The 23,936-nt window shown below is 66.3% G+C and carries 26 protein-coding genes and 1 pseudogene; 11 read left to right on the plus strand and 16 right to left on the minus strand.

What is annotated here, in order from left to right; all coding sequences use genetic code 11:
• On the minus strand, positions 1 to 594 hold the full coding sequence (gene rimP, locus PE067_RS12945) for a ribosome maturation factor RimP (protein ID WP_276189831.1): 594 nt from the start codon (positions 592 to 594) through the stop codon (positions 1 to 3).
• A 188-nt stretch (positions 595 to 782) separates the two neighbouring features.
• On the minus strand, positions 783 to 1,751 hold the full coding sequence (gene pip / locus PE067_RS12950; RefSeq protein ID WP_276189833.1) for a prolyl aminopeptidase: 969 nt from the start codon (positions 1,749 to 1,751) through the stop codon (positions 783 to 785).
• Positions 1,752 to 1,802: 51 nt separating this feature from the next.
• Here pip and ubiG point away from each other — a divergent pair, with 51 nt between their 5' ends.
• Positions 1,803 to 2,555, plus strand: a complete 753-nt coding sequence (gene ubiG / locus PE067_RS12955; RefSeq protein ID WP_276189835.1) for a bifunctional 2-polyprenyl-6-hydroxyphenol methylase/3-demethylubiquinol 3-O-methyltransferase UbiG — start codon at positions 1,803 to 1,805, stop codon at positions 2,553 to 2,555.
• On the opposite strand, the gene PE067_RS12960 is transcribed toward ubiG, so the two are convergent.
• From PE067_RS12960 to PE067_RS12975, 4 genes are all read right to left on the minus strand, one after another.
• The gene (locus PE067_RS12960; protein ID WP_276189838.1) at positions 2,521 to 3,039 is read right to left on the minus strand and encodes a MarR family transcriptional regulator; all 519 of its coding nucleotides are present in this window, start codon (positions 3,037 to 3,039) and stop codon (positions 2,521 to 2,523) included. The genes ubiG and PE067_RS12960 overlap by 35 nt on opposite strands.
• On the minus strand, positions 3,036 to 3,875 hold the full coding sequence (locus PE067_RS12965; protein WP_276190040.1) for a carbon-nitrogen hydrolase family protein: 840 nt from the start codon (positions 3,873 to 3,875) through the stop codon (positions 3,036 to 3,038). The genes PE067_RS12960 and PE067_RS12965 overlap by 4 nt, the downstream gene beginning before the upstream one ends.
• Before the next feature lie 173 nt (positions 3,876 to 4,048).
• Positions 4,049 to 4,306 carry a glutaredoxin 3 gene (grxC, locus tag PE067_RS12970; protein ID WP_276189839.1) on the minus strand — a complete coding sequence of 86 codons (258 nt, stop codon included), beginning with the start codon at positions 4,304 to 4,306 and terminating at the stop codon, positions 4,049 to 4,051.
• A 30-nt stretch (positions 4,307 to 4,336) separates the two neighbouring features.
• Positions 4,337 to 5,092, minus strand: a complete 756-nt coding sequence (locus PE067_RS12975; RefSeq protein WP_276189841.1) for a ComF family protein — start codon at positions 5,090 to 5,092, stop codon at positions 4,337 to 4,339.
• Between PE067_RS12975 and PE067_RS12980 the strand changes: the two genes are divergently transcribed.
• Together PE067_RS12980 and hemH are read left to right on the plus strand one after the other, a co-directional pair.
• Positions 5,091 to 5,939, plus strand: a complete 849-nt coding sequence (locus PE067_RS12980) for a methyltransferase domain-containing protein (RefSeq protein ID WP_276189846.1) — start codon at positions 5,091 to 5,093, stop codon at positions 5,937 to 5,939. The two genes, PE067_RS12975 and PE067_RS12980, sit on opposite strands and share 2 nt — an antisense overlap.
• Complete coding sequence (hemH, locus tag PE067_RS12985; RefSeq protein ID WP_276189855.1) at positions 5,936 to 6,994, plus strand: ferrochelatase; 1,059 nt, start codon at positions 5,936 to 5,938, stop codon at positions 6,992 to 6,994. The genes PE067_RS12980 and hemH overlap by 4 nt, the downstream gene beginning before the upstream one ends.
• Before the next feature lie 128 nt (positions 6,995 to 7,122).
• Here the strand turns inward: hemH and PE067_RS12990 are convergent, their stop codons facing one another.
• Positions 7,123 to 7,788 (minus strand): L,D-transpeptidase family protein, encoded by a 666-nt coding sequence (locus tag PE067_RS12990; protein ID WP_276189860.1) that lies wholly within the window; start codon positions 7,786 to 7,788, stop codon positions 7,123 to 7,125.
• 221 nt (positions 7,789 to 8,009) lie between these two features.
• Here PE067_RS12990 and PE067_RS12995 point away from each other — a divergent pair, with 221 nt between their 5' ends.
• Positions 8,010 to 8,522 (plus strand): CAP domain-containing protein, encoded by a 513-nt coding sequence (locus PE067_RS12995; protein WP_276189862.1) that lies wholly within the window; start codon positions 8,010 to 8,012, stop codon positions 8,520 to 8,522.
• A 28-nt stretch (positions 8,523 to 8,550) separates the two neighbouring features.
• The gene (locus tag PE067_RS13000) at positions 8,551 to 9,033 is read left to right on the plus strand and encodes an NUDIX domain-containing protein (protein ID WP_276189863.1); all 483 of its coding nucleotides are present in this window, start codon (positions 8,551 to 8,553) and stop codon (positions 9,031 to 9,033) included.
• 143 nt (positions 9,034 to 9,176) lie between these two features.
• On the opposite strand, the gene PE067_RS13005 is transcribed toward PE067_RS13000, so the two are convergent.
• The 7 genes from PE067_RS13005 to PE067_RS13035 all read right to left on the minus strand — a co-directional run bounded on the left by PE067_RS13005 (position 9,177) and on the right by PE067_RS13035 (position 16,828).
• A complete protein-coding gene (locus PE067_RS13005) occupies positions 9,177 to 9,707 on the minus strand; it encodes a L,D-transpeptidase family protein (protein WP_276189864.1) in 531 nt (176 codons plus the stop codon).
• 69 nt (positions 9,708 to 9,776) lie between these two features.
• On the minus strand, positions 9,777 to 11,018 hold the full coding sequence (locus PE067_RS13010) for a methyltransferase (RefSeq protein WP_276189865.1): 1,242 nt from the start codon (positions 11,016 to 11,018) through the stop codon (positions 9,777 to 9,779).
• Positions 11,015 to 12,871, minus strand: a complete 1,857-nt coding sequence (locus PE067_RS13015) for an ABC transporter ATP-binding protein (protein ID WP_276189866.1) — start codon at positions 12,869 to 12,871, stop codon at positions 11,015 to 11,017. The genes PE067_RS13010 and PE067_RS13015 overlap by 4 nt, the downstream gene beginning before the upstream one ends.
• Positions 12,864 to 14,006: a CCA tRNA nucleotidyltransferase gene (locus PE067_RS13020; RefSeq protein WP_276189867.1), complete on the minus strand. Its 1,143-nt coding sequence runs from the start codon at positions 14,004 to 14,006 to the stop codon at positions 12,864 to 12,866. Before PE067_RS13020 ends, PE067_RS13015 begins: the two co-directional genes overlap by 8 nt.
• 79 nt (positions 14,007 to 14,085) lie before the next feature.
• A complete protein-coding gene (locus tag PE067_RS13025; RefSeq protein ID WP_276189868.1) occupies positions 14,086 to 14,679 on the minus strand; it encodes a CoA pyrophosphatase in 594 nt (197 codons plus the stop codon).
• Positions 14,680 to 14,681: 2 nt separating this feature from the next.
• Positions 14,682 to 15,725, minus strand: a complete 1,044-nt coding sequence (locus PE067_RS13030; protein WP_276189870.1) for an Hsp33 family molecular chaperone HslO — start codon at positions 15,723 to 15,725, stop codon at positions 14,682 to 14,684.
• A gap of 182 nt (positions 15,726 to 15,907) precedes the next feature.
• On the minus strand, positions 15,908 to 16,828 hold the full coding sequence (locus PE067_RS13035) for a LysR family transcriptional regulator (RefSeq protein WP_276189871.1): 921 nt from the start codon (positions 16,826 to 16,828) through the stop codon (positions 15,908 to 15,910).
• A 161-nt stretch (positions 16,829 to 16,989) separates the two neighbouring features.
• Between PE067_RS13035 and PE067_RS13040 the strand changes: the two genes are divergently transcribed.
• The 6 genes from PE067_RS13040 (at position 16,990) to PE067_RS13065 (ending at position 21,966) form a co-directional block, all read left to right on the plus strand.
• Complete coding sequence (locus PE067_RS13040; RefSeq protein ID WP_276190041.1) at positions 16,990 to 17,928, plus strand: fructose-1,6-bisphosphatase; 939 nt, start codon at positions 16,990 to 16,992, stop codon at positions 17,926 to 17,928.
• 9 nt (positions 17,929 to 17,937) lie between these two features.
• Positions 17,938 to 18,828: a phosphoribulokinase gene (locus tag PE067_RS13045; protein WP_276189872.1), complete on the plus strand. Its 891-nt coding sequence runs from the start codon at positions 17,938 to 17,940 to the stop codon at positions 18,826 to 18,828.
• Positions 18,829 to 19,050: 222 nt separating this feature from the next.
• Positions 19,051 to 19,737, plus strand: a complete 687-nt coding sequence (gene rpe, locus PE067_RS13050; RefSeq protein ID WP_276189874.1) for a ribulose-phosphate 3-epimerase — start codon at positions 19,051 to 19,053, stop codon at positions 19,735 to 19,737.
• Between the two features lie 536 nt (positions 19,738 to 20,273).
• Positions 20,274 to 21,128, plus strand: a complete 855-nt coding sequence (locus PE067_RS13055; RefSeq protein ID WP_276189876.1) for a glycosyltransferase N-terminal domain-containing protein — start codon at positions 20,274 to 20,276, stop codon at positions 21,126 to 21,128.
• Between the two features lie 37 nt (positions 21,129 to 21,165).
• The gene (locus PE067_RS13060) at positions 21,166 to 21,516 is read left to right on the plus strand and encodes a hypothetical protein (RefSeq protein WP_276189879.1); all 351 of its coding nucleotides are present in this window, start codon (positions 21,166 to 21,168) and stop codon (positions 21,514 to 21,516) included.
• A 33-nt stretch (positions 21,517 to 21,549) separates the two neighbouring features.
• Positions 21,550 to 21,966: a DUF1178 family protein gene (locus PE067_RS13065; protein WP_276189881.1), complete on the plus strand. Its 417-nt coding sequence runs from the start codon at positions 21,550 to 21,552 to the stop codon at positions 21,964 to 21,966.
• A gap of 100 nt (positions 21,967 to 22,066) precedes the next feature.
• Here the strand turns inward: PE067_RS13065 and PE067_RS13070 are convergent, their stop codons facing one another.
• On the minus strand, positions 22,067 to 23,206 hold the full coding sequence (locus PE067_RS13070) for an alpha-D-ribose 1-methylphosphonate 5-triphosphate diphosphatase (protein ID WP_276189884.1): 1,140 nt from the start codon (positions 23,204 to 23,206) through the stop codon (positions 22,067 to 22,069).
• A gap of 38 nt (positions 23,207 to 23,244) precedes the next feature.
• Positions 23,245 to 23,932 (minus strand): annotated as a pseudogene (locus tag PE067_RS13075) (NAD-dependent deacylase).
• Positions 23,933 to 23,936: the final 4 nt, after the last annotated feature.

Below are 23,936 nucleotides of genomic sequence, written 5' to 3' on the forward strand. Positions count from 1 at the left end.
TCAATCCTTCGAATCGCCGGTTTCGCCGGCTTCGGTTTCGATGTCGTCGAATGCGGTTTCGTCAAGATTGTCGATCTCGACCCCCGCGTCTTTTTTCTGGCGCAGCATTTCGGCGATCAGATCATCCGTCAGGACGAGTTTCGCATCGCTGAGCCAGTCGAAATTCAGCCCGATCGTGCCTTCCTCGACATTGATCAGGACCTCGTCGCCTTCGACGCCCGCCAGCATCCCCTTGAATCGCTTGCGGCCGTCGATGGCCTGATTCGTTTCCAGCCGCACCTCGTAACCTTCAAAGGTTTCGAAATCCTTGAGCCGGGTCAGCGGGCGGTCGATGCCGGGGCTGCTGACTTCCAGATGATGATTATCCTCGATCGGGTCCTCGACATCCAGCGTCGCGCTGACGGCGGTGGAAATATCCGCGCAGTCATCGACGTTGATGCCGCCCTCGGGGCGGTCGGCCATGATCTGGAGCGTCGCGGTCTTGCCGCCCTGCAAGCGGACGCGGACCAGTTCAAAGCCCAGATCCTCGATCACCGGGCGGATGATCTCGGCCAGACGCCGGTCGATGGCGGTCTTGGCGATGAGGTCGCTCATGTGGTCTCCAAATACGAAAAACGGGCCGTTGCGGCCCGTGCGTCTTACCGGTGGGCAGGTTGTGGAAGCCTGCGCCGCTGTTGAACGCCATATAGACCCGGCGGGCGCCAATTGCAAGCAATCCCTGTCGGGCAACCATCAGAATAAGGCCGCGGCATTTCAGCCCCGGTTCCGGCGGTCGCAAAGGGTCAGCGCATCCCGTCCATGATGCGCACCAGTTCGGCGGTGATTCGCGGCTCGGACAGGGCGTGGCCGGATGCGGGCACCAGCCGCAGGTCGCAGCGCGCCCAGCCCTGCGCCAGATCCCATGCGCTTTGCGGCGGGCAGATCATGTCATAGCGGCCCTGCACGACATAGGCGGGCAGGTGTTCGATGCGGTGGCGGTCGCGCAGCAACTGGCCATCGTCCAGAAAGCAGTCGTTGAAGAAATAGTGATTTTCCAGCCGCGCAAAGGTGCGCGCATAGGCCGGAGGCGCATGGCCGGGGCCGGTGATGTCCAGCCCGGCCAGCGCGTTTTCCCACATCAGCCAAGGCATGGCAAAGCGTGTCTCGCGGGTCGGATCGTCGCAGAACAGGCGGCGGTGATAGGCCGCGATCAGGTCGTCATGTTCGCTGTCCGGGATCGGCGCGCAGAACCCGGCCCAACGGTCGGGAAAGAACCGCGCCGCGCCGCCTGCGTAAAACCAGTCCAGTTCCCGCCGCATGCCCAGAAAAACCCCGCGCAGCACCAGCGCGGTGACGGATTCGGGATGGGCCTGGGCATGGGCCAGCGCTAGCGTCGCCCCCCAACTGCCGCCGAACAGGATCGCGGGGCCGATGCCCAGCACCTTGCGCAGGGTTTCGATATCCGCGACCAGATGGGCGGTGGTATTGGCCACGACCGAGGCATGGGGCCGTGAACGCCCGCAGCCGCGCTGGTCGAACAGGATCGCGCGGTAATGCGTCGGGTCGAAAAAGCGCCGCATATAGGGGCTGCAGCCGCCGCCCGGCCCGCCATGCAGGACGATCACCGGGACGCCATCGGGATTGCCCGATTGCTCGACATGCAGCTCGTGGCCGTCGCCGGTGGGCACCATGCGCTGGTCGTAAGGCTCGACCTGGGGGTGAAGCCTGCCATGTGACGGAAAGCCGCCGATTTGCCCTGCCAATCTGTCCATGACATGACTATACAACGGCGCGCGCGCGCCCGCCACTCGAAGGACGACAAGATGAACACCGATACCCGCCAAAGCAGCATCGACCCGGCAGAGGTGGCGAAGTTTCAGGCCATGGCGCGCGAATGGTGGGATCCGAACGGCAAGTTCAAGCCGCTGCATATGCTGAACCCCACCCGGCTGGATTATGTCGCGACCCAGATCGCGGCGCAGTTCGGGCTGGACCGGCGCGCGCCGCTGCCCTTTCAGGGGTTGCGGATTCTGGATATCGGCTGCGGCGGCGGGCTGATGTCGGAACCGATGGCGCGGCTTGGCGCGACGGTCACGGGCGCCGATGCGGCGCCCGGCAATATCGCGGTTGCCGCCCTGCACGCCGAGGAACAGGGGCTGGCGATTGATTACCGCAACGAAACCGCCGAGGCGCTGGCCGCGCAGGGGCGCGAATTCGATGTCGTGATGGCGCTGGAAATCGTCGAACATGTCGCCGATCCGCAGGCCTTCATCCAGACCTGCCACGATCTGCTGCGTCCGGGCGGGATGCTGATCGGCTCGACCCTGAACCGCACGGCGCGCAGCTTTGCCGCCGCGATTGTCGGGGCGGAATGGGTGATGCGCTGGCTGCCCAAGGGCACGCATGACTGGCGCCGCTTCATCACCCCGGGCGAGTTGCAGCAGATGGCCGGGGCCGCCGGGCTGGACCCGGTGGACCGTGCGGGCATGGTCTTCAACCCTCTGGGGTGGAGCTGGTCGCTGTCGTCGCGCGACCTGTCGGTCAACTATCTGCTGACCGCTGTTCGCCCCGGCTGATCGCCGTTTCCTCCAGCCGTTTGCGCAGCATCCGCAGCACGGGCAGGGTGGTGCGGACCCGTTCCGCGCCGACATCGCGCACGACATCGGCAATCTTGGGCATCAGCGCGGCCAGCGCCGCATCGCGCGCGGCCCGGCCCGCCGGGCTGATCGACACCAGCTTGCGCCGGGCATCGTCCCAATCGGGGCGGATATGGATGTGGCCCGCCCATTCCAGCCGTGACAGGGTGTTCGTCATCGCGCCCCGCGTGACGTGAAAGGCATCGGCCAGTTCGGCGGGGGTGCGTTCGACATTCAGATGCGCCAGCAGGTTCAGCACCGAGAAATGCGAAATCCGCATGCCGCCGGGCAGGGCCTTGGACACCAGTTCGCGCGCCAGTTGATCGGCGATGAACACCTCGGCAAACAGCGACGCTGCAAGGGCATCGGTCGGCTGATCGCCGGCATTGCCAAAGGGTGGGGGCGGGGCGGTCTTGTCGGTCATGGTCCGTCGAATGCGCGGTCGTGGGTCAGGGATGGGACGCGGGACCGTGCCTTATCAATGGCCTGCAGGTCAAGTGATGCGATGGTCACACCCGGCTCAGCGCCGCCGTCGGTGATGATTTCACCCCAAGGCGCGACGGCCAGCGAATGGCCCCAGGTCCGGCGCGGGCGGGCGTCGGGCGTGTGCGGCGTCGGATGCAGGCCGGTCTGGGCGGGGGCCAGCACAAAGCAGCCCGTTTCGATGGCGCGGGCGCGCAGCAGCACCTCCCAATGGGCGGCGCCGGTGGTGTCGTTGAAGGCGGCGGGCACGGTCAGGATGCGCGCGCCCGATTGCGCCAGCGCCCGATACAGATAGGCAAAGCGCAGATCGTAGCAGACCGACATGCCGATCGGCAGCGGGCCGTCGGCAACCACCGCCTGCGTTCCGGGCCGGAAGCCTGCGGATTCGCGATAGCTTTCGCTGTCGGAAATCGTCACGTCGAACATGTGCAGCTTGTCATAGCGCGCCGCGATCGCGCCATCCGGCGCGATCAGAAAGCTGCGGTTCACAAACCGGTCGTCCTGCGCATCGCCCGATTTCAGCGACAGCGACCCGATCAGCAGCCAGATTCCCAGATCCGCCGCCTGCGTCCGCAGGGCGGCCAGCGTCGCATCCTCGGCCTCTCGGGTCAGGACGCGGTCTTTCCACGCGCGGTCGGGGCTGAGGATATTCGTCGCCTCGGGCGTCAGGACAAACCCGGCGCCAGCGCCCGCGGCCTCGGCGATGAAACCCTGCGTGACGGACAGGTTCGCTGCCGGATCGTCGCTGACGCAAAGCTGGACAAGTCCGGCGGACAAGCTGGAGTGATCGTTCATCTGGTGACCTCTGGGCCGATTCGCTGCTGGCGGAGGGGGTGGCAGGTGTCAGGGCGGGCGCCGGGCAAGTCGCCCGGCTGATCGCAGACGGCGGCATGTTGCGTCATGCCGCCCCTTTGGGCAAGTGCGGATGCCGGTTTCAGGCCCTGCGCCGCTCAGGCGGCCAGCATCGGGTCCAGACCGCCCCGCGCATCCAGCGCATGCAGGTCGTCGCTGCCCCCGATATGCTGGCCGTCGATAAAGATCTGCGGAACCGAACGGCGGCCACCCGCGCGCTGCATCATCGCATCGCGCAGGGTGGGATCGCGCGAAACGTCGGTTTCCTGATAGTCGACCCCCTTGGTTTTCAGTAACGCCTTGGCGCGGATGCAATAGGGGCAGGTGGGGGTGGTGTAGATTTCGACCTTGGCCATGAGGGTTCCTTTGACTGCTTTTCTGCCTATCTAGGGATCCTTGACCGCGCGCGCCAGAACCGCGACGCGGACCGGCCCCGATCCGGCATCCAGCAACGCCTGTGCGCAGGTGCCAAGCGTCGCGCCCGAGGCCATCACGTCATCCACCAGCAGGACCGGCCGGCCGGCGATCAGCGGCACCAAGGCCGGCCGGACCCGGATCGAGCCCTGCAGATTGGCGAATCGCTCGACCGCGCCGCGATGATCCTGCGGCGGCGTGTGGCGGTGGCGTTGCAAAAGACCCGGCATCAGATCCAGCCCGTGCTGCCGCGCGACCCGCCCGGCCAGCAGTTCCGCCTGATTGTAACGCCGGTGGAACAGCCGCCGCAGATGCAGCGGCACCGGCGCCACCACCATCCGGGGCATGATCAGGGGCGTCGCCGCATCGGCCAGCCAGTCTCCAAGCGCCCCCGCGATATCCAGCCGGTCGCCATGTTTCAGCATCAGCACCAGCTTGCGCCCCGCACCGCGATAGGTCATCGCCGCGCGTCCCCGGAGCCAGGGGCGCGGCGTGGCCAGACATTCGTCGCAATGGATCACATCTTCGGCAAAACTGCCATCGCCGGGCAGGGGCGTGCCGCAGCAGGCGCAGGCCGCGCCCGCGATGAAATCCGTCTCTCGCCAGCAGGCCGGACACAGCGCGCCCGTCTGACCCACCGTTTCGCCGCAGCCCATGCATTGCGGCGGATAGACGATCCGCAATGCGCCTTTCATCAGGCTGCGAAGGCTTCTAATGTGCAGGCCCATGAATACCCCGTCCGAACCTTCCCCCGTCGCTTCGCCCGGTCTGGTCGACCGCGCCGCCCTGACCCGATACCGCGCCCGCGCCGACCGCCGCGGGTTCGAACCGTTCCTGCACGAACTCGCCCTGACCGAGGTGCAGGATAGGCTGTCAGAGGTTAACAGAAGGTTTAGCGACGTCGCGATTGTGACGGGCGCGCCGGATTTCTGGCGGGCCGCCTTTCCGGAGGCGCTGGTCGTGGCCGATGATGACACGCTGGCGCTGCAACCGCAGGCCCATGATCTGGTGATCCACGCGCTGGCCCTGCATTGGGCCAATGATCCGGTCGGCCAGATGATCCAGTCGGCCCGCGCCCTGCGCCCGGATGGGCTGTTCATCGCGGCCATGCTGGGCGGTGACACGCTGACCGAATTGCGCGACAGCCTGACCCGCGCCGAGGCTCAGGTCGTTTCCGGCCTGTCCCCGCGCATCCTGCCGATGGGCGAAATTCGCGATCTGGGCGGGCTGCTGGCGCGGTCGGGACTGGCGCTGACGGTGGCCGATCAGTTCCCGCAGCGCACCAGCTATCGCGACCTGTTCCACCTGGCCGCCGACCTGCGCGCGATGGGGGAAACCAATGCGCTGGCAGCGCGGACACGCGGCCTGACGCGGCGCGATGTTGTGCTGCGCGCCGCCGAAATCTATCAGGCGGATCATCCCGATCCCGACCATCCCGGCAGGGTCGTCGCCACATTCGATCTGGTCTTTCTGACCGGATGGGCGCCCGCCGACAACCAGCAAAAGCCACTGCGCCCCGGATCGGCCCGCATGCCGCTTGCCGAGGCGCTGGCCAGCAAGAGGACCGATCCGTGACCACCCGCCAGGACGACCGTTCCGGTCAGGACGCCAGCCCGCGCCTTGCCGATCACCCCGCCTTGCCGCAGCCGAAAATCGGCATCCTGATCGCCAATCTGGGCACGCCGGACGCGACCGATTACTGGTCCATGCGCCGCTATCTCAGCGAATTTTTGTCCGACAAGCGGGTGATCGACTATCCGGCGTGGAAATGGCAGCCGCTGTTGCAGGGGATCATCCTGACCAAGCGGCCCTTTACCTCGGGTGCGAATTACAAGCTGATCTGGAACAACGAGGCCGACGAAAGCCCGCTGATGACGATCACCAAATCGCAGGTTGCGGCGATTTCGGATCGCGCGCGGGCGCTGTGGGGCGACCGGGTGATGGTCGATTTCTGCATGCGCTACGGCAACCCCTCGACCCCTGCGGTGGTGGATCGGATGGTCAGGGCGGGCTGCGAAAGGATCGTCTTTCTGCCGCTGTATCCGCAATATTCGGGATCGACGACGGCATCGGCCAATGACCAGTTCTTCCGCGCGCTGATGACCCAGAAATGGCAGCCCGCCAGCCGCACCGTGCCGCCCTATTTCGACCGTGCCGACTATATCGACGCGCTGGCCCGATCGGTCGAGCGCGCCCTGCAGGGCCGGGTGCCGCCGAGGCTGGTCGCCAGCTATCACGGCATGCCCGAACGCTACCTGAAGGAAGGCGACCCCTATCATTGCCAATGTCAAAAGACCTCGCGGCTGTTGCAGGCGCGGCTTGGCTGGCCGGATGGGGTGATCGACACGACATTCCAGTCGGTGTTCGGTTCCGAGGAATGGCTGAAACCCTATACGGTCAAGCATGTGGCCGAACTGGCGCAGCGCGGCATCACCGATATCGCGGTGATTTCCCCGGCCTTTTCCGCCGATTGCATCGAGACGCTGGAGGAGATTCAGGGCGAGATCCAGGAAGCCTTTACCCATGCCGGCGGCCGGAATTTCACCTATATCCCCTGCCTGAACGACGATCCGGCGCATATCGACATGCTGATGACGCTGATCGGGGAAAATCTGGCGGGCTGGATCTGATCCGCACGCGCATTAAGCGGATCTTCATCTCTTGCCCCCATGCTGGCCCTAGAGGCGGATCAGGAGGGGCAAGGGGATATGAAAAACGGGGCCGAAGCCCCGTCTGAATGTCGCGCGATGCGGTTTTTTTACAGCAGAACGACCTGCGTGCCGACCTTGGTCAGGTCGAACAACTGCTTGATGTGTTCGTTATACAGACCGACGCAACCGTTCGAGGATTTGCGCCCGATCTTGCGCGTGTCATGCGTGCCGTGGATGCGGTAATATTGCCAGCTCAGCCACAGGGCATGGGTGCCCATCGGGTTGTTCGGATCGCCCGGCGGGACGTAATCGGGCCATTCGGGATTGCGTTCCTTCATCGACGGGGTGGGCGCCCAGCTGGGGCCTTCGACCTTGCGGATGATTTCGGTCCGGCCGGTGCGGGTCAGTTCCGCGCTGACCGGAACCGAGGTCGGGAACAGCTTGTAGGTCGCGCCGTCCTCGGACCAGAAATGCAATGCGCGTGAATTCAGATCGACCAGAACGGCGCCATTGGTCAGGCTGGAGAAATGGGGCCGCCAGTCCTGCATGTGGAAACTGGAAATGTTGCGCCGCGAATCCTGCGTCGCATCATATTGCACCATGCCCGCATCCGGCGTGGCCCCCATCGCGCCGGTGCTTTGCAGCGGCTGGCCGGTATAGGGGTCGATGGCTTGCGCCAACGCGGGGGCGGCCAGACCGGCGGTCGCGCCGACGGCCATGGTCGTGGTCAGAAAGGTCCGGCGGGTGACCGCCGGTCGTTTCGGGTTGGACATCTTGACGCTCCTGCTTGCATGTCGGACCGAATCGACCGGCCCTCATGTCCCGATATATGCCTCATGGCTTGCGATTTAGGCCCGCAGGACCGTCGGTTGCAATGCAAACTGGCGTCATTGCCACATGGTTGTCGCCAGATGTGACCTTCACGCAATCTTGGGTTTGAACGCTGCGGGCCGCTTCGCTATGGCTGAGGCAAAAGAATTGCGGGACAGAAGACATGTTCAAGCTCAAATCCCTGGCCTTGGTTGCGATCCTGGCCCTGGCGGCCTGCCAGTCGGCGGCCCCCCCTCAGGTCGGGCCGGATGGACAGGCCGCGCCGGTGGCCTACAGGATCACGCCTCGCGAAAGCGCCGCGATTCCGGGCCGCGTTCTGGGGCAGATCAATATGTTGCGCGCCAATATCGGCGCGGCCCCGCTGGTCCAGAGCCCGCAGCTTGATGCGGCATCGGTCGCCCATGCGCGCGACATGTCGGCGCAGAACCGGGCCTGGCATTTCGGTTCGGACGGGTCGTCGCCGCTGGATCGCATCCGCAACGCCGGCTATTTCGGCACGCTGATCGGCGAAAACATCAGCGAGACCTATGAAAACGACATCGTCACGCTGAACGCCTGGATGCAGACCCGCGAAACCCGCGACATCATCATGGACAATAGCGCGACGCAGCTTGGCCTTGGCTGGTATCAGGAACCCTCGGGCAAGATCTGGTGGGTGCTGATCACCGGTCGCTGATGTCGCGGCCGCGCGCCGAGGGGCTATCATGGCCCCGATGATCCGCCGCCGCGCTGTGCGCGCCATCCTGCTGACGCCCGAGGCCCGGGTCCTGCTGATGCGGATCGCGGTTCAGGGCCGATGCTTCTGGATCGCGCCGGGCGGCGGTATTCAGGCGCGCGAGACTGCGGCGCAGGCGCTGCATCGCGAATTGTCCGAAGAACTGGGTCTGGAACCGCGCCCGCTTGGCCCGCTTTTGCGGCGGCGCGAGCATCAGACCACGCTTTATGGTCAACGCTGGTGCCAATACGAAGAATTCTTTCTGATCCCCATCACCCGGTTTCAGCCGCGGATGCGGGACCGGATCGAGGCGAAAAGCCTGCGCGAATTCCGCTGGTGGCATCTGGATGAGCTGGCCGATACGGCAGAGCAGGTCACGCCCACCGGCCTGCACCGCATCGTCACCGACTATCTGCGCGATGGCCCGCCGTCGACGGCGCCCGGGATCGAACAGATCATCGACCCCGAGTGAAAAGCGGGCCGTGCATTGGCCAGCCGACCTGTCTGGAAAGGCAAAGGCCCCGACGCGATGCCGGGGCCTTGGGTTCAACGGGCTGTCCTTGTCGCGGGCGCGCGGGCGGGATCGGGCCGTGCCTGGCGCCACGGCGGGCAAGGTCAGGGGTAGATGAAGATCGGCACGCCGGGGCGCAGCATCGCATAGATGTCTTCGATTTCGTCATCAGAGACCGCGATGCAGCCGGCCGTCCAGTCGGGGCGGTTGATCGCGCGGCCTTCCGGCCCAAGACCGTGGATCATGATGTCGCCACCGGGGCGCAGACCGGCCAGTGTCGCGAGGTTGGCATCCTGCGTGTTGGGATAAGAGATCCCGACCGACAGGTGATAGCGGCTGTTGGGGTTGAAGCGGTTGATGAAATAGGTGCCTTCGGGCGTGCGGCCGTCGCCTTCGTATTGCTTGTGGCCGATGGGTTGATTGCCCGTGCTGATGTTGTAGCTTTTCAGCACGGTCCGGCCGCTGACCAGATGCATGCGCCGATCGCCCTTGTTCACGACGATCTGCGTGACCGGCGGGCCGTCATAGCTTCTGAATTTGTTGACCGTGGTCGTTCGCGCTGGCGGGGTCGAGCCGCAGGCCGCCACCACGCCAACAAGGATCAGCGCCGAAATGACGCGGAAAATTCTGTTCATCACTGCCCGAATCCGCTGTTTTGCGAGTTTCTTCTTTGATGATTGAATACCAGATCCGTTAAGAAAGTTCTAGCTTCGGCGAAATTCCGCTGCAATTTCGACATGAGGAGTCCAGCGGAACTGATCCACCGCGTAAAGGCGCGTAATCGCGAAACCTTTCTCGGCCAGAATCCGCGCATCCCTTGCGAATCCGATGGGTTCGCAGCTGATCCACGCCACCTGTCTCACATCCGAAGCCGCGATCTGATGCGCCTGCGCCTCGGCACCCGCGCGCGGCGGGTCGATCACGATTGCGTCATAACCGGCCAGCTCGGCGGGAAGCAGCGGGTTCCGGGCCAGATCGCGGATCTCTGTCGTGATGCGATGCAGGCCCTGCGCCCCACGCCATGCCGAATCGAGCGCCTTGAGCGGGGCGGCCAGACCTTCGACGGCATGGATTTCGGCCCGTTCGGCAAGCGGCAGGGAAAAGGTGCCGCAACCCGCGAACAGATCCAGCACCCGGCCCGCATCGCTGACGATGTCGCGCAGGACGGTGACCAGTGCGGCCTCGCCTTCGCGCGTCGCCTGCAGAAAGCCCGCGGGTGGGGGCACGACCTGCGCCCGGCCCATCGGCACGGCGGGCGGGCGGCGGGTGATCGGCTGGTCGCCCCAGTTCAACCGTGCCAGATCGCCCTGATCGGCCAACCCGGCCAGTGTCGAAAACAGCGCGGGGTCCATCGCCTTGCCGCCCTGTGCGGTCACGTCCAGCCCGGCCGGGGTTTCGATCACGGTCAGGTCCATCTCCCCCTGCCGCGAGGCGCCCGCCGTCACGATCCGGCGCAGCAGCGGCAGCGCCGACAGGATCGCCGGGCGCAGCACGCGGCAATCGGTGACATCGACGATCACATCGGAGGCGCGCGCATGAAAGCCCAGCAACGCGCCCTTTTTCGTGCGCCGCCCCGACAGGACCGCCCGCCTGCGCGACCGCGCGGGCGAGGTGCTGACGCCCTGCACGCGCCCCGGAACGCCTTGCGCGCGCAGCGCGGCGTCGACCTGTTCGGCCTTCCAGCTTTTGACGAAATCATCGCTGGCATGCATCAGCGAACAGCCCCCGCAGGCGCGGTAATGCGGGCAATCGGCGCGCACCCGGTCGGGCGAGGGCGTGATGATCCGGGGCGACGGGATGCGGCCATCCACAGCCTCGCCCTCGATCACCTCGCCGGGCAGGACCAGCGCGGCAAGAGCCTGATCGCCCGCCGCATTGCGCGCCACGCCGTCGCCGCGACGGCCCAGCCTGTCGATCTGCCACCTTTCGGGCTGTAACCGCGTCACTCGGCGGCCTCGGTCGCGGAGTCTTCGTCCTCGGTGCCCAGAAAACCGCCGGATTGGCGGTTCCAGTAGCGCGCATAGGTGCCGTTCAGCGCCAGCAGTTCGGCATGGCTGCCCTGTTCGACGATGCGGCCCTGTTCCAGCACGATGATGCGGTCCAGTTCGGCGATGGTGGACAGGCGATGCGCGATGGCCAGCACCGTCTTGCCCCGCATCACGCGCAGCAGGGCGTCCTGCACCTGCGCCTCGACCTCGCTGTCCAGCGCGCTGGTCGCCTCGTCCAGCACGAGGATCGGCGCATCTTTCAGGAAGGCGCGGGCCAGCGCGATACGCTGGCGCTGCCCGCCCGACAGCTTGACGCCGCGTTCGCCCAGATGCGCGTCATAGCCCGTGCGGCCCATATGGTCCTGAAGTGTGAGGATGAATTCATGCGCCTCGGCCGCCTTGGCGGCCTCTATCATCTGTTCCTCTGATGCGCCGGGGCGGCCATACAGGATGTTTTCCCTGGCCGAGCGGTTGAACATCGCCGTTTCCTGCGTGACCATCGCGATATTGCGGCGCAGGCTTTCCTGCGTCACGTCGCGCAGGTCGTGGCCGTCGATCCTGACCGCGCCCTTTTCGACGTCGTAAAGCCGCAAAAGCAGCGCGACCAGCGTCGATTTTCCGGCACCCGAGGCGCCGACGATGCCGATTTTCTGGCCCGGCAGGATCTGCAGGTCGATATCCTGAATCCCGCCCGAACCGCGACCATAGCTGAATCCGGCATGGTCGAAATCGACCCGGCCCTGCGCGCGGTCCAGCACCAGCGCATCGGGTTTGTCGGTCAGGCCATGCGGGGGCGAGAGGGTCTTCATCCCGTCCTCGACCTCGCCCACAGAACCCCAGACCCCCATCAGCGCCATGCTGACCCATCCGGTCATCTGCGACAGGCGCATCGAAATCGCCCCGGCGGCGGCGATATCGCCCGCCGTGGCCAACCCGTCGCGCCACAGCATCAGCGTGCCGCCGATCAGCACCACCGGCAGCGCCCCCGCGATGAACATCAGCGAAAAGCGGAACCAAGTGCTGACCCGCCCGAAATCCAGCGCCCGTTCGCGGAAACCGGCCATGGCGCTCAGTGCGACGCGGTCCTCGTGGTCGTCATGGGCGAACAGCTTGACGGTCTTGATATTGGTGATCGTGTCGACGACCTGCCCGGTGACCAGCGCGCGGGCGGATGCGCGTTGCGCCGACCGCGACCGGATGCGCGGCAGGAAAAAGCGGATCAGGGCCAGATAGGACAGCAGCCACACGACCATCGCCACCGCGCCCCAGCCATCGACGGTGATCAGAAACGCCGCCGATCCCAGGATCGAGGCCAGTGCGAAAGCCACCACGTTCACGAATTCGGTGGCGACATCGGTGACGGCGCGCGCGGTCTGGGTCTGTTTCTGGGCGATACGGCCCGCAAAGTCGTTGTCGAAAAAGGTCACCGAATGGCCCATCGTCCAGCGGTGCAGCCGCGACAGGACCAGCGGGAACAGGTTCGGCCCGATGATGACGCTGGATGACGCCGTGGACAGGCCAAAGATCGTCGGGCGGATGACCAGGAAAAAGACCACAAAGCCCGTGATCAGCGACCAGTGGTTCGGGATCAGCGTGCCGGGGGTCGACCCCACAACGGCGTCGATCACCTTGCCCAGCAACACGGCCGAGATGATATCGGCAATCCCGCTCAGCGCCGAGGCGATCGCGGCCACCGTCAGCCCGCCCCAGTGCCCCGACAGGCACCAGCGGAAAAAGGCCAGCAGCTTTTGCGGCGGGGGGCCGTCCGCGGGGCGGAAAGCGTCGATCATGCGGGCAAACAGATTATGCATCTTTCGCTATGCTTTTCCTTTCCGGGGCGGCGTCTGCGGCCGCCCTCGCGATGTCCAGCAGGCTGTCATGCCCGGCCTGAAAATCGCTCTCAATCCAATGGTCCCGGGCCGCGTTCAGGGCGCGGCCAAGCCGGGGACCGTTCAGTTCCGGCATCAGATCCGTCGCCTGCAGCGGAAAGATCTGACGGCTGGCGTCGTCGATCAGGCCGCGCCAGCCTGCGGGCAGGGGCATGCCCTGCGCATGGCGCAGCACGGCCAGTTGGCGCGCGCGATCCGCGCCCATCAGAAAGGCGGTGCGTTGCAGGCTGTCGGCACCCGCCTTGCGCAATTCGTCCAGTTGCGCGGTTTCGTCATTCGCCAGCTTCAGCGCCTGCCGGGGGTTGTTGCCCCCCAAAGCCGCCAGCCGCAGCAGCCAGTCGGGGGCAAGGCCCGCTGCCTGCTCTGCCGCGATCAGGTCGGGGATCAGGCCGGTCCGGGCGCCGGGCAGGACCCGTGCCAGAACGCCGCAATCCTGCATCAGTTCCAGCGCATCGACCGGGTCGGGGGCCAGCAGGAGTTTGCGCAGTTCGGCCCGGATGCGTTCCTTCGACAGCCGCGCAAGGCCGGGGGCAAGGTCGCGGATCGCGGCCAGCGCCGTGGGATCGGCGCGGCCCGGCCTGCCATACCAGGCGTGAAAGCGGAAAAAGCGCAGGATGCGCAGGTAATCTTCGGCGATGCGGTCGCAGGCCTGCCCGATAAAGCGCAAGCGCCGCGCCCGCAGATCGGGCAGGCCGCCGACCGGGTCCAGCACCGTGCCGTCGCCCTGCGCGTAAAGCGCGTTCATGGTGAAATCGCGGCGGCGCGCGTCCTCGGCCACATCGGTCGCATAGGCGACGGTGGCGTTGCGGCCATCGGTTTCGACGTCGCGGCGGAATGTCGTGATCTCATAGCTTGCGCCATCCGGCGTCAGCAGGGTGACGGTGCCGTGGCGAATGCCGGTCGGGATGGTGCGCAGCCCGGCAGACCGGGCCAGTTCCATCACCTGTTCGGGGTGCGCATCGCTGGCCATGTCGATATCGGCGATGGGTTCGCCCATCAGCGCATTGCGGACCGCGCCGCCGACGATCAGCGCCTGATGGCCGCCCGCGGCCAGCATGGCGATGATCTGCTGCAGGCCCGGCTGCTTCAGGAAGGCCGCCGTGATGTGGGGGGGCGTGATGCGGGGGTGTCGCCGGTCATGCGTTCAGCCTGCGGGCCAGCGCGTGCAGCACGCGCGCCGTCGCGCCCCAGATGTAATAGGGGCCAAAGGGCACGATCTGATAGGCCCGCCATTCACCGCGCCACAGCCGCTTTTCGATGCGGTAATTCGCCGGGTCGGCAATATGGCCGAAGGGGACGGAAAAGGCCTCTGCGACCTCTCCGGCTTCGGGGATGGGGGTGAAGGGGCCGTGAATCAGGCCGATCACCGGGGTCATGGAAAAGCCCGTGACGGTGCGGTGCGGGGGCATCAGGCCCAGCACCTCGACCTGCGCGGGGTCGAGGCCGACCTCCTCGCGGGCCTCTCGCAACGCGGCGGCGGTTTCATCGGCGTCACCGGGATCGACCTTGCCGCCGGGCAGGGCGATCTGGCCGGGATGATGGCGCAGCGCGGCTGAACGTTTGGTCAGCACCAGCCGCCCGCTGTCCTGATGGAACGCGGCCAGCACGCCCGCCGGGCGCAGGGTCACGTCGGGCACCTGCGCCGCAGGCGTCAGATCGAAATCCGAGGTCGGCGCGGCCGGAATCTCCAGCGCCGCCAACAGCCGGTCGCGCACCGAAGATCCCGCCATGTTCACTCGGCCGCCCGATTCTGTGCCATATTCTCCGCCGCCGAAGGCAGGGGATTGCCGTCGGCATCGACCGTTGCCTCGAACCCCAGGCTTTGCGGGTCGAATTCGTAATGCGCGCCGCAGAACTGGCAATCCGCCGTGACGCGGCCCTGATCGTTGGTCATCCGGCCGATATCCTTGGCCGAATAGATCGACAGCGTGCCGCGCACCTTGTCGGCATTGCACGAACAGCCGAATTCCACGCGCTGCGGGTCGAAAACGCGCGGCGCTTCTTCGTGGAACAGGCGCACGAGCAGGTCGGTGGGCGCGACCGAAGGGCCGATCAGCTCGATTTCCTCGACCGTGTCCAAGAGCAGGTTGGCGCGGTTCCAGTCTTCGGATTCGGTGCCCTGCAGGATGTCGGCGGATTGGATCAGCCCGTCTTCGCCGGTGCCGCCCGCGCCTTCGGGCATGGGTTGGGCGGGCAGGGTCTGCAGCATCACGCCACCCGCGCGCCAGCGCTGGCGGTCACCGGCCAGTTGCGAACAGCCTGCGGCCAGCGCGAAACGGGTGGGCAGCTGTTCGGATTGCGCGAAATAGGTTTCCGCACAGGCTGCCAGCGAACCGCCCGCCAAAGGGGTCATGCCCTGATAGGGCGTCGTGCCGTGGCCCTGGTCGATCAGCACCGCGAAATAGCCCTGACCGATCTGGTCGAAGGCGGGCGTATCCGCATCCAGCCGCTCTGCGTCAAAGCTGGCCCAGGCCCGGATGCGGGCGGGGGCGCCGTCTTCCTCGGGGGCGTAGTAATCGGTGGCGATGGTGCGGATCGGGCCGTTGCCGCGCACCTGCAGGCTCAGTTTCCAGCGCAGTTTCACGGTCTGGCCGATCAGCGCGGTCAGTTGGGCCAGTTCGGCGACCAGCGCGCCGACCTGCGCGGGATAGTCGTGGCGCGACAGGATATGTTCCAGCACGCCGTCCAGCCGCGCGATGCGGCCCCGGACGCCCGAGCGGTCCAACTGGAACGGCAGGATGGTGTCGTCCCAGGCAATCTGGTTGATCTTGGTCATGGAATGCCTTTCGGAATGTCTGATGCGCACCATCCCCCCAAAAAGGGTGATGCGGGGGGTGATGCGGGTTGCCCCCAATATAGTCGGCGCGCCGGAAACCCCAAGGGGTTAGCGCCAGACAGCGCCCCGCCATGCAGCCGCCGCATCGCAGGGGACAGCCGGGCGCGGGGCGGGGCGCGGGATCATTGCGGCAGGAAACTGCCGCTCAGCGCGCGGATATGGTCATGCACGCGCCGCGCCGCTGGGCCCATTTCACCATCCTGCCGCCGGATCAGATACCATGTCCGCTGGATCGGCAGCCCGATCGCCCGGATCGAGGCCAGCCGCCCGCTATGCAGTTCCTCGGTCACGGTATGGGCGGAAATCAGGGCGATGCCCAGCCCCGCGATCACCGCCTGCTTGATCGTTTCGTTGCTGCCCATCTCGATCGCGCGCCAGAGGATGCCGTCGCCGATCCGGTCCAGAAAGCGCGTGGTCAGGATATGCGTGCCAGAACCTTCCTCGCGCATCAGGAAGGTTTCCGAAAACAGATCGGCGGGCATGGCCGGGTCGGACCGGGTCAGCGGATGGTCGGGCGGGGCGATGATGATATAGGGATGCGGTCCGATGGGATCGGCCACGACCGGCATATTGCGCGGCGGGCGTCCCAGAACGACCATGTCGACGGCATTGCCCGCCAGCGCCAGCAGCATCTGATCGCGGCTGCCGATGCGCAGCGTCACCTCGATATCCGCAAAGGCGCGGCGCAGCCGGGCCACCAGCCGGGGCGCGAAATATTTCCCCGTGGCAATCACCCCCAAAGCCACGCTGCCGGTCTGGCCGCCTTGCAGCGCCGAGACCCGCCGCGCGCAGGTTTCCAGCGCGATATTGATCTGGGATTCGGCGTCCAGCAGGGCCTGACCTTCGTGTGTCGGCACGAAATTCCCATGCGCCCCCCGGCGCAGCAGCGGGCTGCCGACCAGATCCTCCAGCGTGCGGATCTGGCCATGCACCGCCGGAGGGCTCAGCCCCAGATCGCCCGCCGCCGCGGTCAGCGTGCCCTGCGTCGCGACCGCGCGCAGGGCACGCAGTTGACGCAGGGTCAGCGCGTTCATATGCAGCATTCACTTTTCCTGAATCTGATTTTAATTTTTTTAAATGTTCCTGAAAAACTGATTGTGTCAACAATGCGCGCGCCTATCGCTTTGAGGGGGCGCTTCGAGGGGGGAGGTTGGCTGTCCGCGTGATCGACACCGCAGGGATTCCCGAAAGATTTCAGGGGCTGATGACCGCGCTGGCACAGGCCGCGCGGCAATTGGCGACACTCATCCGTCAAGGCGAGGCCGACGGCGGGCCGTTGCATCACCGCGCCGATGCGCTGTTTCGCGATGCGCTGCGCGATGCGGGCATCCGCTGGTATGCCTGCGACGGTCAGGACGATGCGCGGGAACTGTCGCCATCGGGCGATCTGGCCGTTGCGCTGGACCCGCTGGAAGGCGACGGCGATGGGGCCGCGAGCCGGTGCACGACATTCGACACCAATATCGACACCAATACTGTGGTCGGCACGATCTTTTCCGTCTTTGCCGCAGCCGACACGGCCGGGGCCAGCTTTCTGCGCCCCGCCCGCGATCAGCTTGCGGCGGGCTATGTCATCTATGGGCCGGCTTGCTGTCTGGTGGTGACCTTCGGGGCGGGCACCCGGATGTATCGGCTGAACCCCGACAGCGGCGTTTTCGAACCGGTCCGCGACCGGGTGGTGCTGGACGGCTGTTCGGCGGAATTCGCGATCAATGCCGCGAATTACCGGCATTGGCCCAGCCCGGTGCGGGCCTATATCGACGATTGCCTGGCCGGGGTGGATGGGCCGCGCGAACAGAATTTCAACATGCGCTGGACCGCCAGCCTGGTCGCCGAAACCCACCGTATCCTGATGCGCGGCGGGATCTATCTGTATCCCCCCGACAGCCGCAAGGGCTGTGAAAAGGGCCGGTTGCGCATGGTCCATCAATGCGCGCCGATCGCCTTTGTGGTCGAACAGGCGGGGGGGCGCGCGACCAATGGATCGGAATCGATTCTGGCGGGGCGGGCGGGCAGCCTGCAGGAACGCACGCCCTTTGTCTTTGGATCGGGCGACAAGGTCGACCGCGTCGCCGCCTATCACGATCTGCCCGAACCCGAGGTCTCGGCCCTGTTCGGCAATCGCGGCCTGTTCCGCGCCTGAGGAGACGGTATGAGCAAGAAGCACCCCATCATCTCGGTCACGGGGTCGTCCGGCGCGGGCACGACGACGATCAAGAACACATTCGACCAGATCCTGCGGCGCGAGGGCATTACATCCGTGTCGATCGGCGGTGATGCCTTTCACCGCTACGACCGCGCCGCGATGCAGGCCGAACTGGCCCGCAGGCAGCAGGCGGGCGACCAGACCTTCAGCCATTTCAGCATCGACGCCAATGAGCTGGACAAGCTGGAGGAGGTCTTTCGCATCTATGGCGAAACCGGCGGCGGGGTGACGCGGACCTATGTCCATGACGATGCCGAGGCCGCGCTATGGGGCTGCCCGCCCGGCACGTTCACACCTCGGACGCCGTTCGAAAGCGGCTCGGACCTGTTGTTTTACGAAGGGCTGCACGGTGCGGTGATCGACGAGAGCGCGGGCCTGAACATCGCCCGCCATGCGGATCTGAAGATCGGGGTCGTGCCCGTCATCAATCTGGAATGGATCCAGAAGATCCACCGCGACCGCGCCGCGCGCGGCTATTCGACCGAGGCGGTGACCGACACCATCCTGCGCCGGATGCATGCCTATGTGCATGTCATCTGTCCGCAGTTCGAACATACCGACATCAATTTCCAGCGGGTGCCGGTCGTCGATACCTCGGACCCCTTCATCGCGCGCTGGATCCCGACGGCGGATGAAAGTCTGGTGGTGATCCGGTTCAAGAACCCGCGCGGCATCGATTTCCCCTATCTGACGCAGATGATTGCCGGGTCATGGATGAGCCGCGCCAATTCCATCGTCATTCCGGGCCCCAAGATGGACCTGGCGATGCAACTGATCCTGACGCCTCTGGTCGCGCGGATCGTCAGCGATTCACGCCGCGCGCGCAGGGGGGCATAAGGGGGCATGTGGCCGGGCGGGGGTTTCACACCCCGCACCCCCGTGGGGTATTTCCATGATGAAGAAAGGGGGCTGACAGGCTGGCCTGCCGGATGATTTTGCGGTGGCCTGCCGGTTGACGCCCGCGCGGTTTCGACCATATCGGGTGGAAACCTGCGGGCCTGTCCGAGTCTTTGTCCGGGCGGGTCCGATATAGACGGCAGCCGCGAGAAAAGGACCGCCATGACGTTTGACCGCAAGATCAGGATTGCCCCGTCCATTCTGTCCGCCGATTTCGCCGATTTCGGCCGCGAGATCCGGGCGGTCGAGGAACAGGGCGCGGATTGGGTTCATGTCGATGTGATGGACGGGCATTTCGTGCCGAACCTGACCTTTGGGCCGCCTGCCGTGAAGGCCTTTCGCAAGCATGTCACGACCTTCATGGACGTGCATCTGATGATCGCCCCCGTCGATCCCTATATCGAGGCTTATGCCGAGGCCGGGGCCGATCTGATCACCGCCCATGTCGAGGCCGGGCCGCATATCCACCGCACGCTTCAGGCGATCCGGGCGACGGGCAGGAAGGCGGGCGTGGCGCTGAACCCCGGCACCCCGGCCGAGGCGGTCGCGCATGTGCTGGACCTGGCTGATCTGGTTTGCGTGATGACGGTGAACCCCGGTTTCGGCGGGCAGAAATTCATCGACATGACCGGAAAGGTCCGTCGTCTGCGCGAGATGATCGGGGACCGTCCCGTGCATATCGAGATCGACGGCGGGGTCGATCCCGGCACCGCGCCGATGCTGGTTCAGGCGGGTGCGGATGTGCTGGTTGCCGGGTCTGCGGTGTTCCGGGGCGGCTCGGTTTCGAATTCCGCGCCCTATGGCGAGAATATGCGGGCCATCCGTGCCGCGGCCGAGGCCGCGCTATAGGGTGGGTGGCCGTATCCGTTAAGGGGCGAAAACGCTTCCTGGCGGGTTTGCGGGGGCAGCCGTATTTCGAATCGGCGCGGGCGTTGCCGCGCCGGCTGTTCGGTTGCGGGCGGCCCTGTCGGTAGCGTTCCGCCGGGTGGGGCAGGGCTGTTCCAGTTTCACAGCGAGGATGTCGCCCTGACCGTTGCCGGGGTCGCCATGCTGCAGGTCCGCGCCGAATGCCGCCCGACGCTGCCCTGATGCCTGAATTGACGGGTGGGGGATCATGGTTGTCGCGCGTTCGTGAATGGCGCCATCGGCGCTGTCGTCTTGGTTTGGCTGGTGATTATTCTGGCGCGCGGCCTGCTGCCTTTGCCGGTTTGAGCAGTTGAGTTGGTGGTTTTTTAATCTTTCCCCGCTAGTCGGGTTTGGGGTTCGATTTTGGAGGTGACATTCTCAGATGACTGGTGCGTCCGGCTGTCCGGACGGATGGCTGTTTCCTGTCGGCGGTTGGGCGTCTAAGGTCCGCGTCAACCGATCGTCCAGCAGGGCCGCAGATGACAGCACCGCAGCACCGCAGCGCCCTCGGGGCGGTTTACCGGAGTCTCAGCCATGTGGCGGGGGCGGTGCTGCCGCTTGTGGCGGCATGGAAGGGCGCGGATTTTCGTCAGAGGCTGGGGCGGGATGGTCCGCCGTCGCAGCCGGGCGGCCTGTGGGTTCATGGCGCAAGCGTCGGAGAGCTGGCCTCGGCCCGGGTGCTGATCGCGGCGCTGGCGCAGGAATTTCCCGTGACGGTGACGTCAAACAGCCTGACGGGGCGCGATGCGGCGCGGGACTGGGGCTTTCGGGCCTGTCTTGCGCCGCTGGATGTGCCGGGCGCGCTGCGCGGTTTTCTGGACCGCGTGCAGCCCGCCGTTCAGGTCACGATCGAAAATGAGATCTGGCCGAACCGCGCCGCCGCGTTGCGTGCGCGGGGTGTTCCGCAGGTCGTGATCGGGGCGCGGATGTCGGCGCGTTCAGCGCGGCGCTGGTCGCGGATGCCGGGGCTGATTGCGCCGGTTCTGGCCGGAATCGACGCGCTTTCCGCGCAGGATCACGCGACCGAGGCGCGGCTGCTGGATCTGGGATTGCTCCCGGGGGCCCTGGTCGGGCGTTTGCAGTTGAAACTGCTGGCCCCTGCTGCCGTGACGCCGGGGCCGGGCGGGCCGTGGCGCGACCGGACGATACTGGCCGCCTCGACCCATGAGGGTGAGGAGGCGGTCATTCTGGACGGCTGGCTGCGCGCCCGCGCCGCCGATCCGGCGCTGCGGCTGATCTTCGCCCCGCGTCATCCGCTGCGCGGGGACGAGGTTGCGGCGATGATCGCGGGGGCGGGGACTGGCGTTCCAACGGCGCAGTCAGGGGGGCGATGAATCCGCGCCGCTGCTGCTGGCCGATACGATGGGGGAAATGGCGCGCTGGTATGACCGCGCGGCGATCTGTGTCACGGGCGGGGCGTTTACCGATCGCGGCGGCCATACCCCGTGGGAGCCGGCGGCCCATTGCTGCGCCATCCTGCACGGGCCGCATGTCGAAAATTTTTCCAGTGATTACCGTGCATTGGAGGCGGCAGGCGCGAGCCTTGAGGTCTCTGCCGACAGTTTGGGTGATGTGCTGACCGCGCTGGCGGGGGATGCGTCGCGACGCGCGCGGATGGGGCAGGCGGCGCGGGCCGTGCTGATGCGCGATGCGGGCGACCCGGCCCCGCTGCTGGACCGGATCTGCGTGCTGGCCCGGGCCGGACTTGCAACTGACCGTTGATCTGCCGATATCTGTGATGAAAGGAGAGTTCGCATGATCCGCTATGCGCTGCGCTGCGAGAACCATCACGATTTCGACGGCTGGTTCCGGTCCTCGGACGGGTTTGACGCCCTGCGCGCCGAAGGGCAGGTGAGCTGCACGATCTGCGGCTCGACCGTTGTGGAAAAGACGCTGATGGCGCCGGGGATTGCGGGCGCGGGTCAGGGGGCCGATTTGCAGGCGCCGCGGGATGAGCGCGAAACCATGCTGGGTCGGCTGCGCGAACATATTGAAAAGAATTCAGAATATGTCGGCATGTCTTTTGCGGCCGAGGCGCGGGCCATGCATGACGGCGACCGTCCCGAACGCGCGATTCATGGCGTGGCCCATCCCGACGAGGCCCGCAAGCTGATCGAGGACGGCATCCCCGTCGCCCCCTTGCCCTTTATCCCGCGCCAGCGCGCGAACTGAGCCGTCCCTTGGGTATTTGGGTGATGAAGAAAGGCGGGTCTTTATCCCGCATGGGCGTGTTGTCGTTTCCGTTTCGCGGCGGGGCTGTTGGCGCCTGTATTCAGACCCGCGTTCCGCGCACCCGGGTTTCGCGCAGCACCGGGGTGTCGCCAAGCATGCCAAAGCGGATCACGTCGCCCCGCATTCCCGGCTGCAACCGGCCCCGATCCCTCAGGCCTGCCGCGCGGGCGGGATTGGCGGTGACGGTGGCGATGGCGCGGGGCAGGTCGTCCCAGATCCGCGACAGGATCATCGCCCCCGCCAGCAGGCCCGCCGGGACGTAATCCGAGGACAGGATGTCCAGCAGCCCCTGCCGCGCCAGATCGGCGGCCGAGACATTGCCCGAATGCGACCCGCCCCGGATCAGGTTCGGCGCGCCCATGATGACCATCATGGCGTGGTCATGGCAGGCGCGCGCGGCCTCGACCGTGGTCGGGAATTCGGCCAGACGGATGCCGTAGCCGGCAGAGGTCGCGACCTGTTCGGCGGTGGTGTCATCATGGCTGGCCAGCACTGCGCCGAGGCGGCGGGCGGTGGCGACGGTTTCGGCCTCGTGCCGGGCGCCAATGCGGGCGCGCAGATTGCGCAGCCGGGTGATGTGATCGGCAAATTCGGCATCGCTCAGCGCATATTTGCCCTGCACATATTGCGCGAGCTTGGTCACGTCGCGGAATTGGCGCTGGCCGGGGGTGTGGTCCATCAGGCTGATGATGCCGACGCGGTCCCGTTCGGTGAATTCGGCGATTTCATCCAGCAGGGTTTCGGAACAGACCTCGGCCCGTAGATGCAGGAAATGGCTGATGCGCAGGGCGCCGCTGGCCCGGATCTCCATCAGCTCATCGGCCAGTTGGCGGGCATAGGCGGCGTAATCGTCCTGTTTCTCGGACGGGATCGAGCCGATGCGCATCGCGTCGAAGACCGTGGTGATGCCGCAGCCCGCCAGTTCCGCATCATGGGCCAGAATCGCGCTGGCATGGGGCCAGTTCACGCCGGGGCGCGGGCGCAGGTGGCGTTCCAGATTGTCGGTGTGCAGCTCGACCATGCCGGGGGCCAGAAAGTCGCCCTGCATGTCCAGTGCGCCTGCGGGCAGGTCGGGGCCGTCCAGCAGATCCGCGATCAGGCCGTCCTTGATGACAAGGCCGCCGGGCCGGGTGGCGTCGGGCAGGATCAGGCGGGCATTGGCAAGAATGACAGATGACATGGGCAACTTTTGACAGAGGATGGCAGGGTGGCCGCGTTTCAGCTCGCGGCGATCAGGCTGTCCACCCATTCCGGCACGATTTTCGTCGCGGGCCCTTCGATCCGTTCGGCAAAGTCGCGGCTGACCGCCGATGTGGCCAGATTCCACCCGACCGTGTGGACGCCCTTGCGGCGTGCGTGCTGGGCCAGCCCCGCCGCCGGATAGACCTGGCCCGAGGTGCCGATGGCGGCGAAGACATCGGCCTGTTCGACGGCCTGCCAGATTTCGTCCATGCGATAGGGGATTTCACCGAACCAGACGATATCGGGACGGGTCGCGGTCCGGGCGCAGGCGGGGCAGGGGTCGGTGGCGGCCATGACGGCAGGTGCGGGCCAGCGCTGGCCGCAGGCCGCGCAAAGCGCGTTGTTCAGCGCGCCGTGCATGTGGATCACCCCGGTCGAGCCGCCACGTTCATGCAGGTCGTCGACATTCTGGGTGATCAGGACCAGTTCGGCGTGACCCGCCAGCCGGGCCAGCGCGCGATGGGCGGCATTGGGTTGGGCGGCGGTCGGCCTGCGCCCGGCGCTCGTTGTAGAAACGCTGGACGAGTTCGGGATGCCGGGCAAAGCCTTCGGGGGTTGCGACCTCCTCGATCCGGTGGTTTTCCCACAGCCCGTCGCTGGCGCGAAAGGTGCGCAGGCCGCTTTCCGCGGAAATGCCCGCGCCGGTCAGGATGGTCACGCGCATCGGA

This window comes from Paracoccus sp. DMF-8, assembly GCF_029309835.1.
GTDB lineage: Bacteria > Pseudomonadota > Alphaproteobacteria > Rhodobacterales > Rhodobacteraceae > Paracoccus.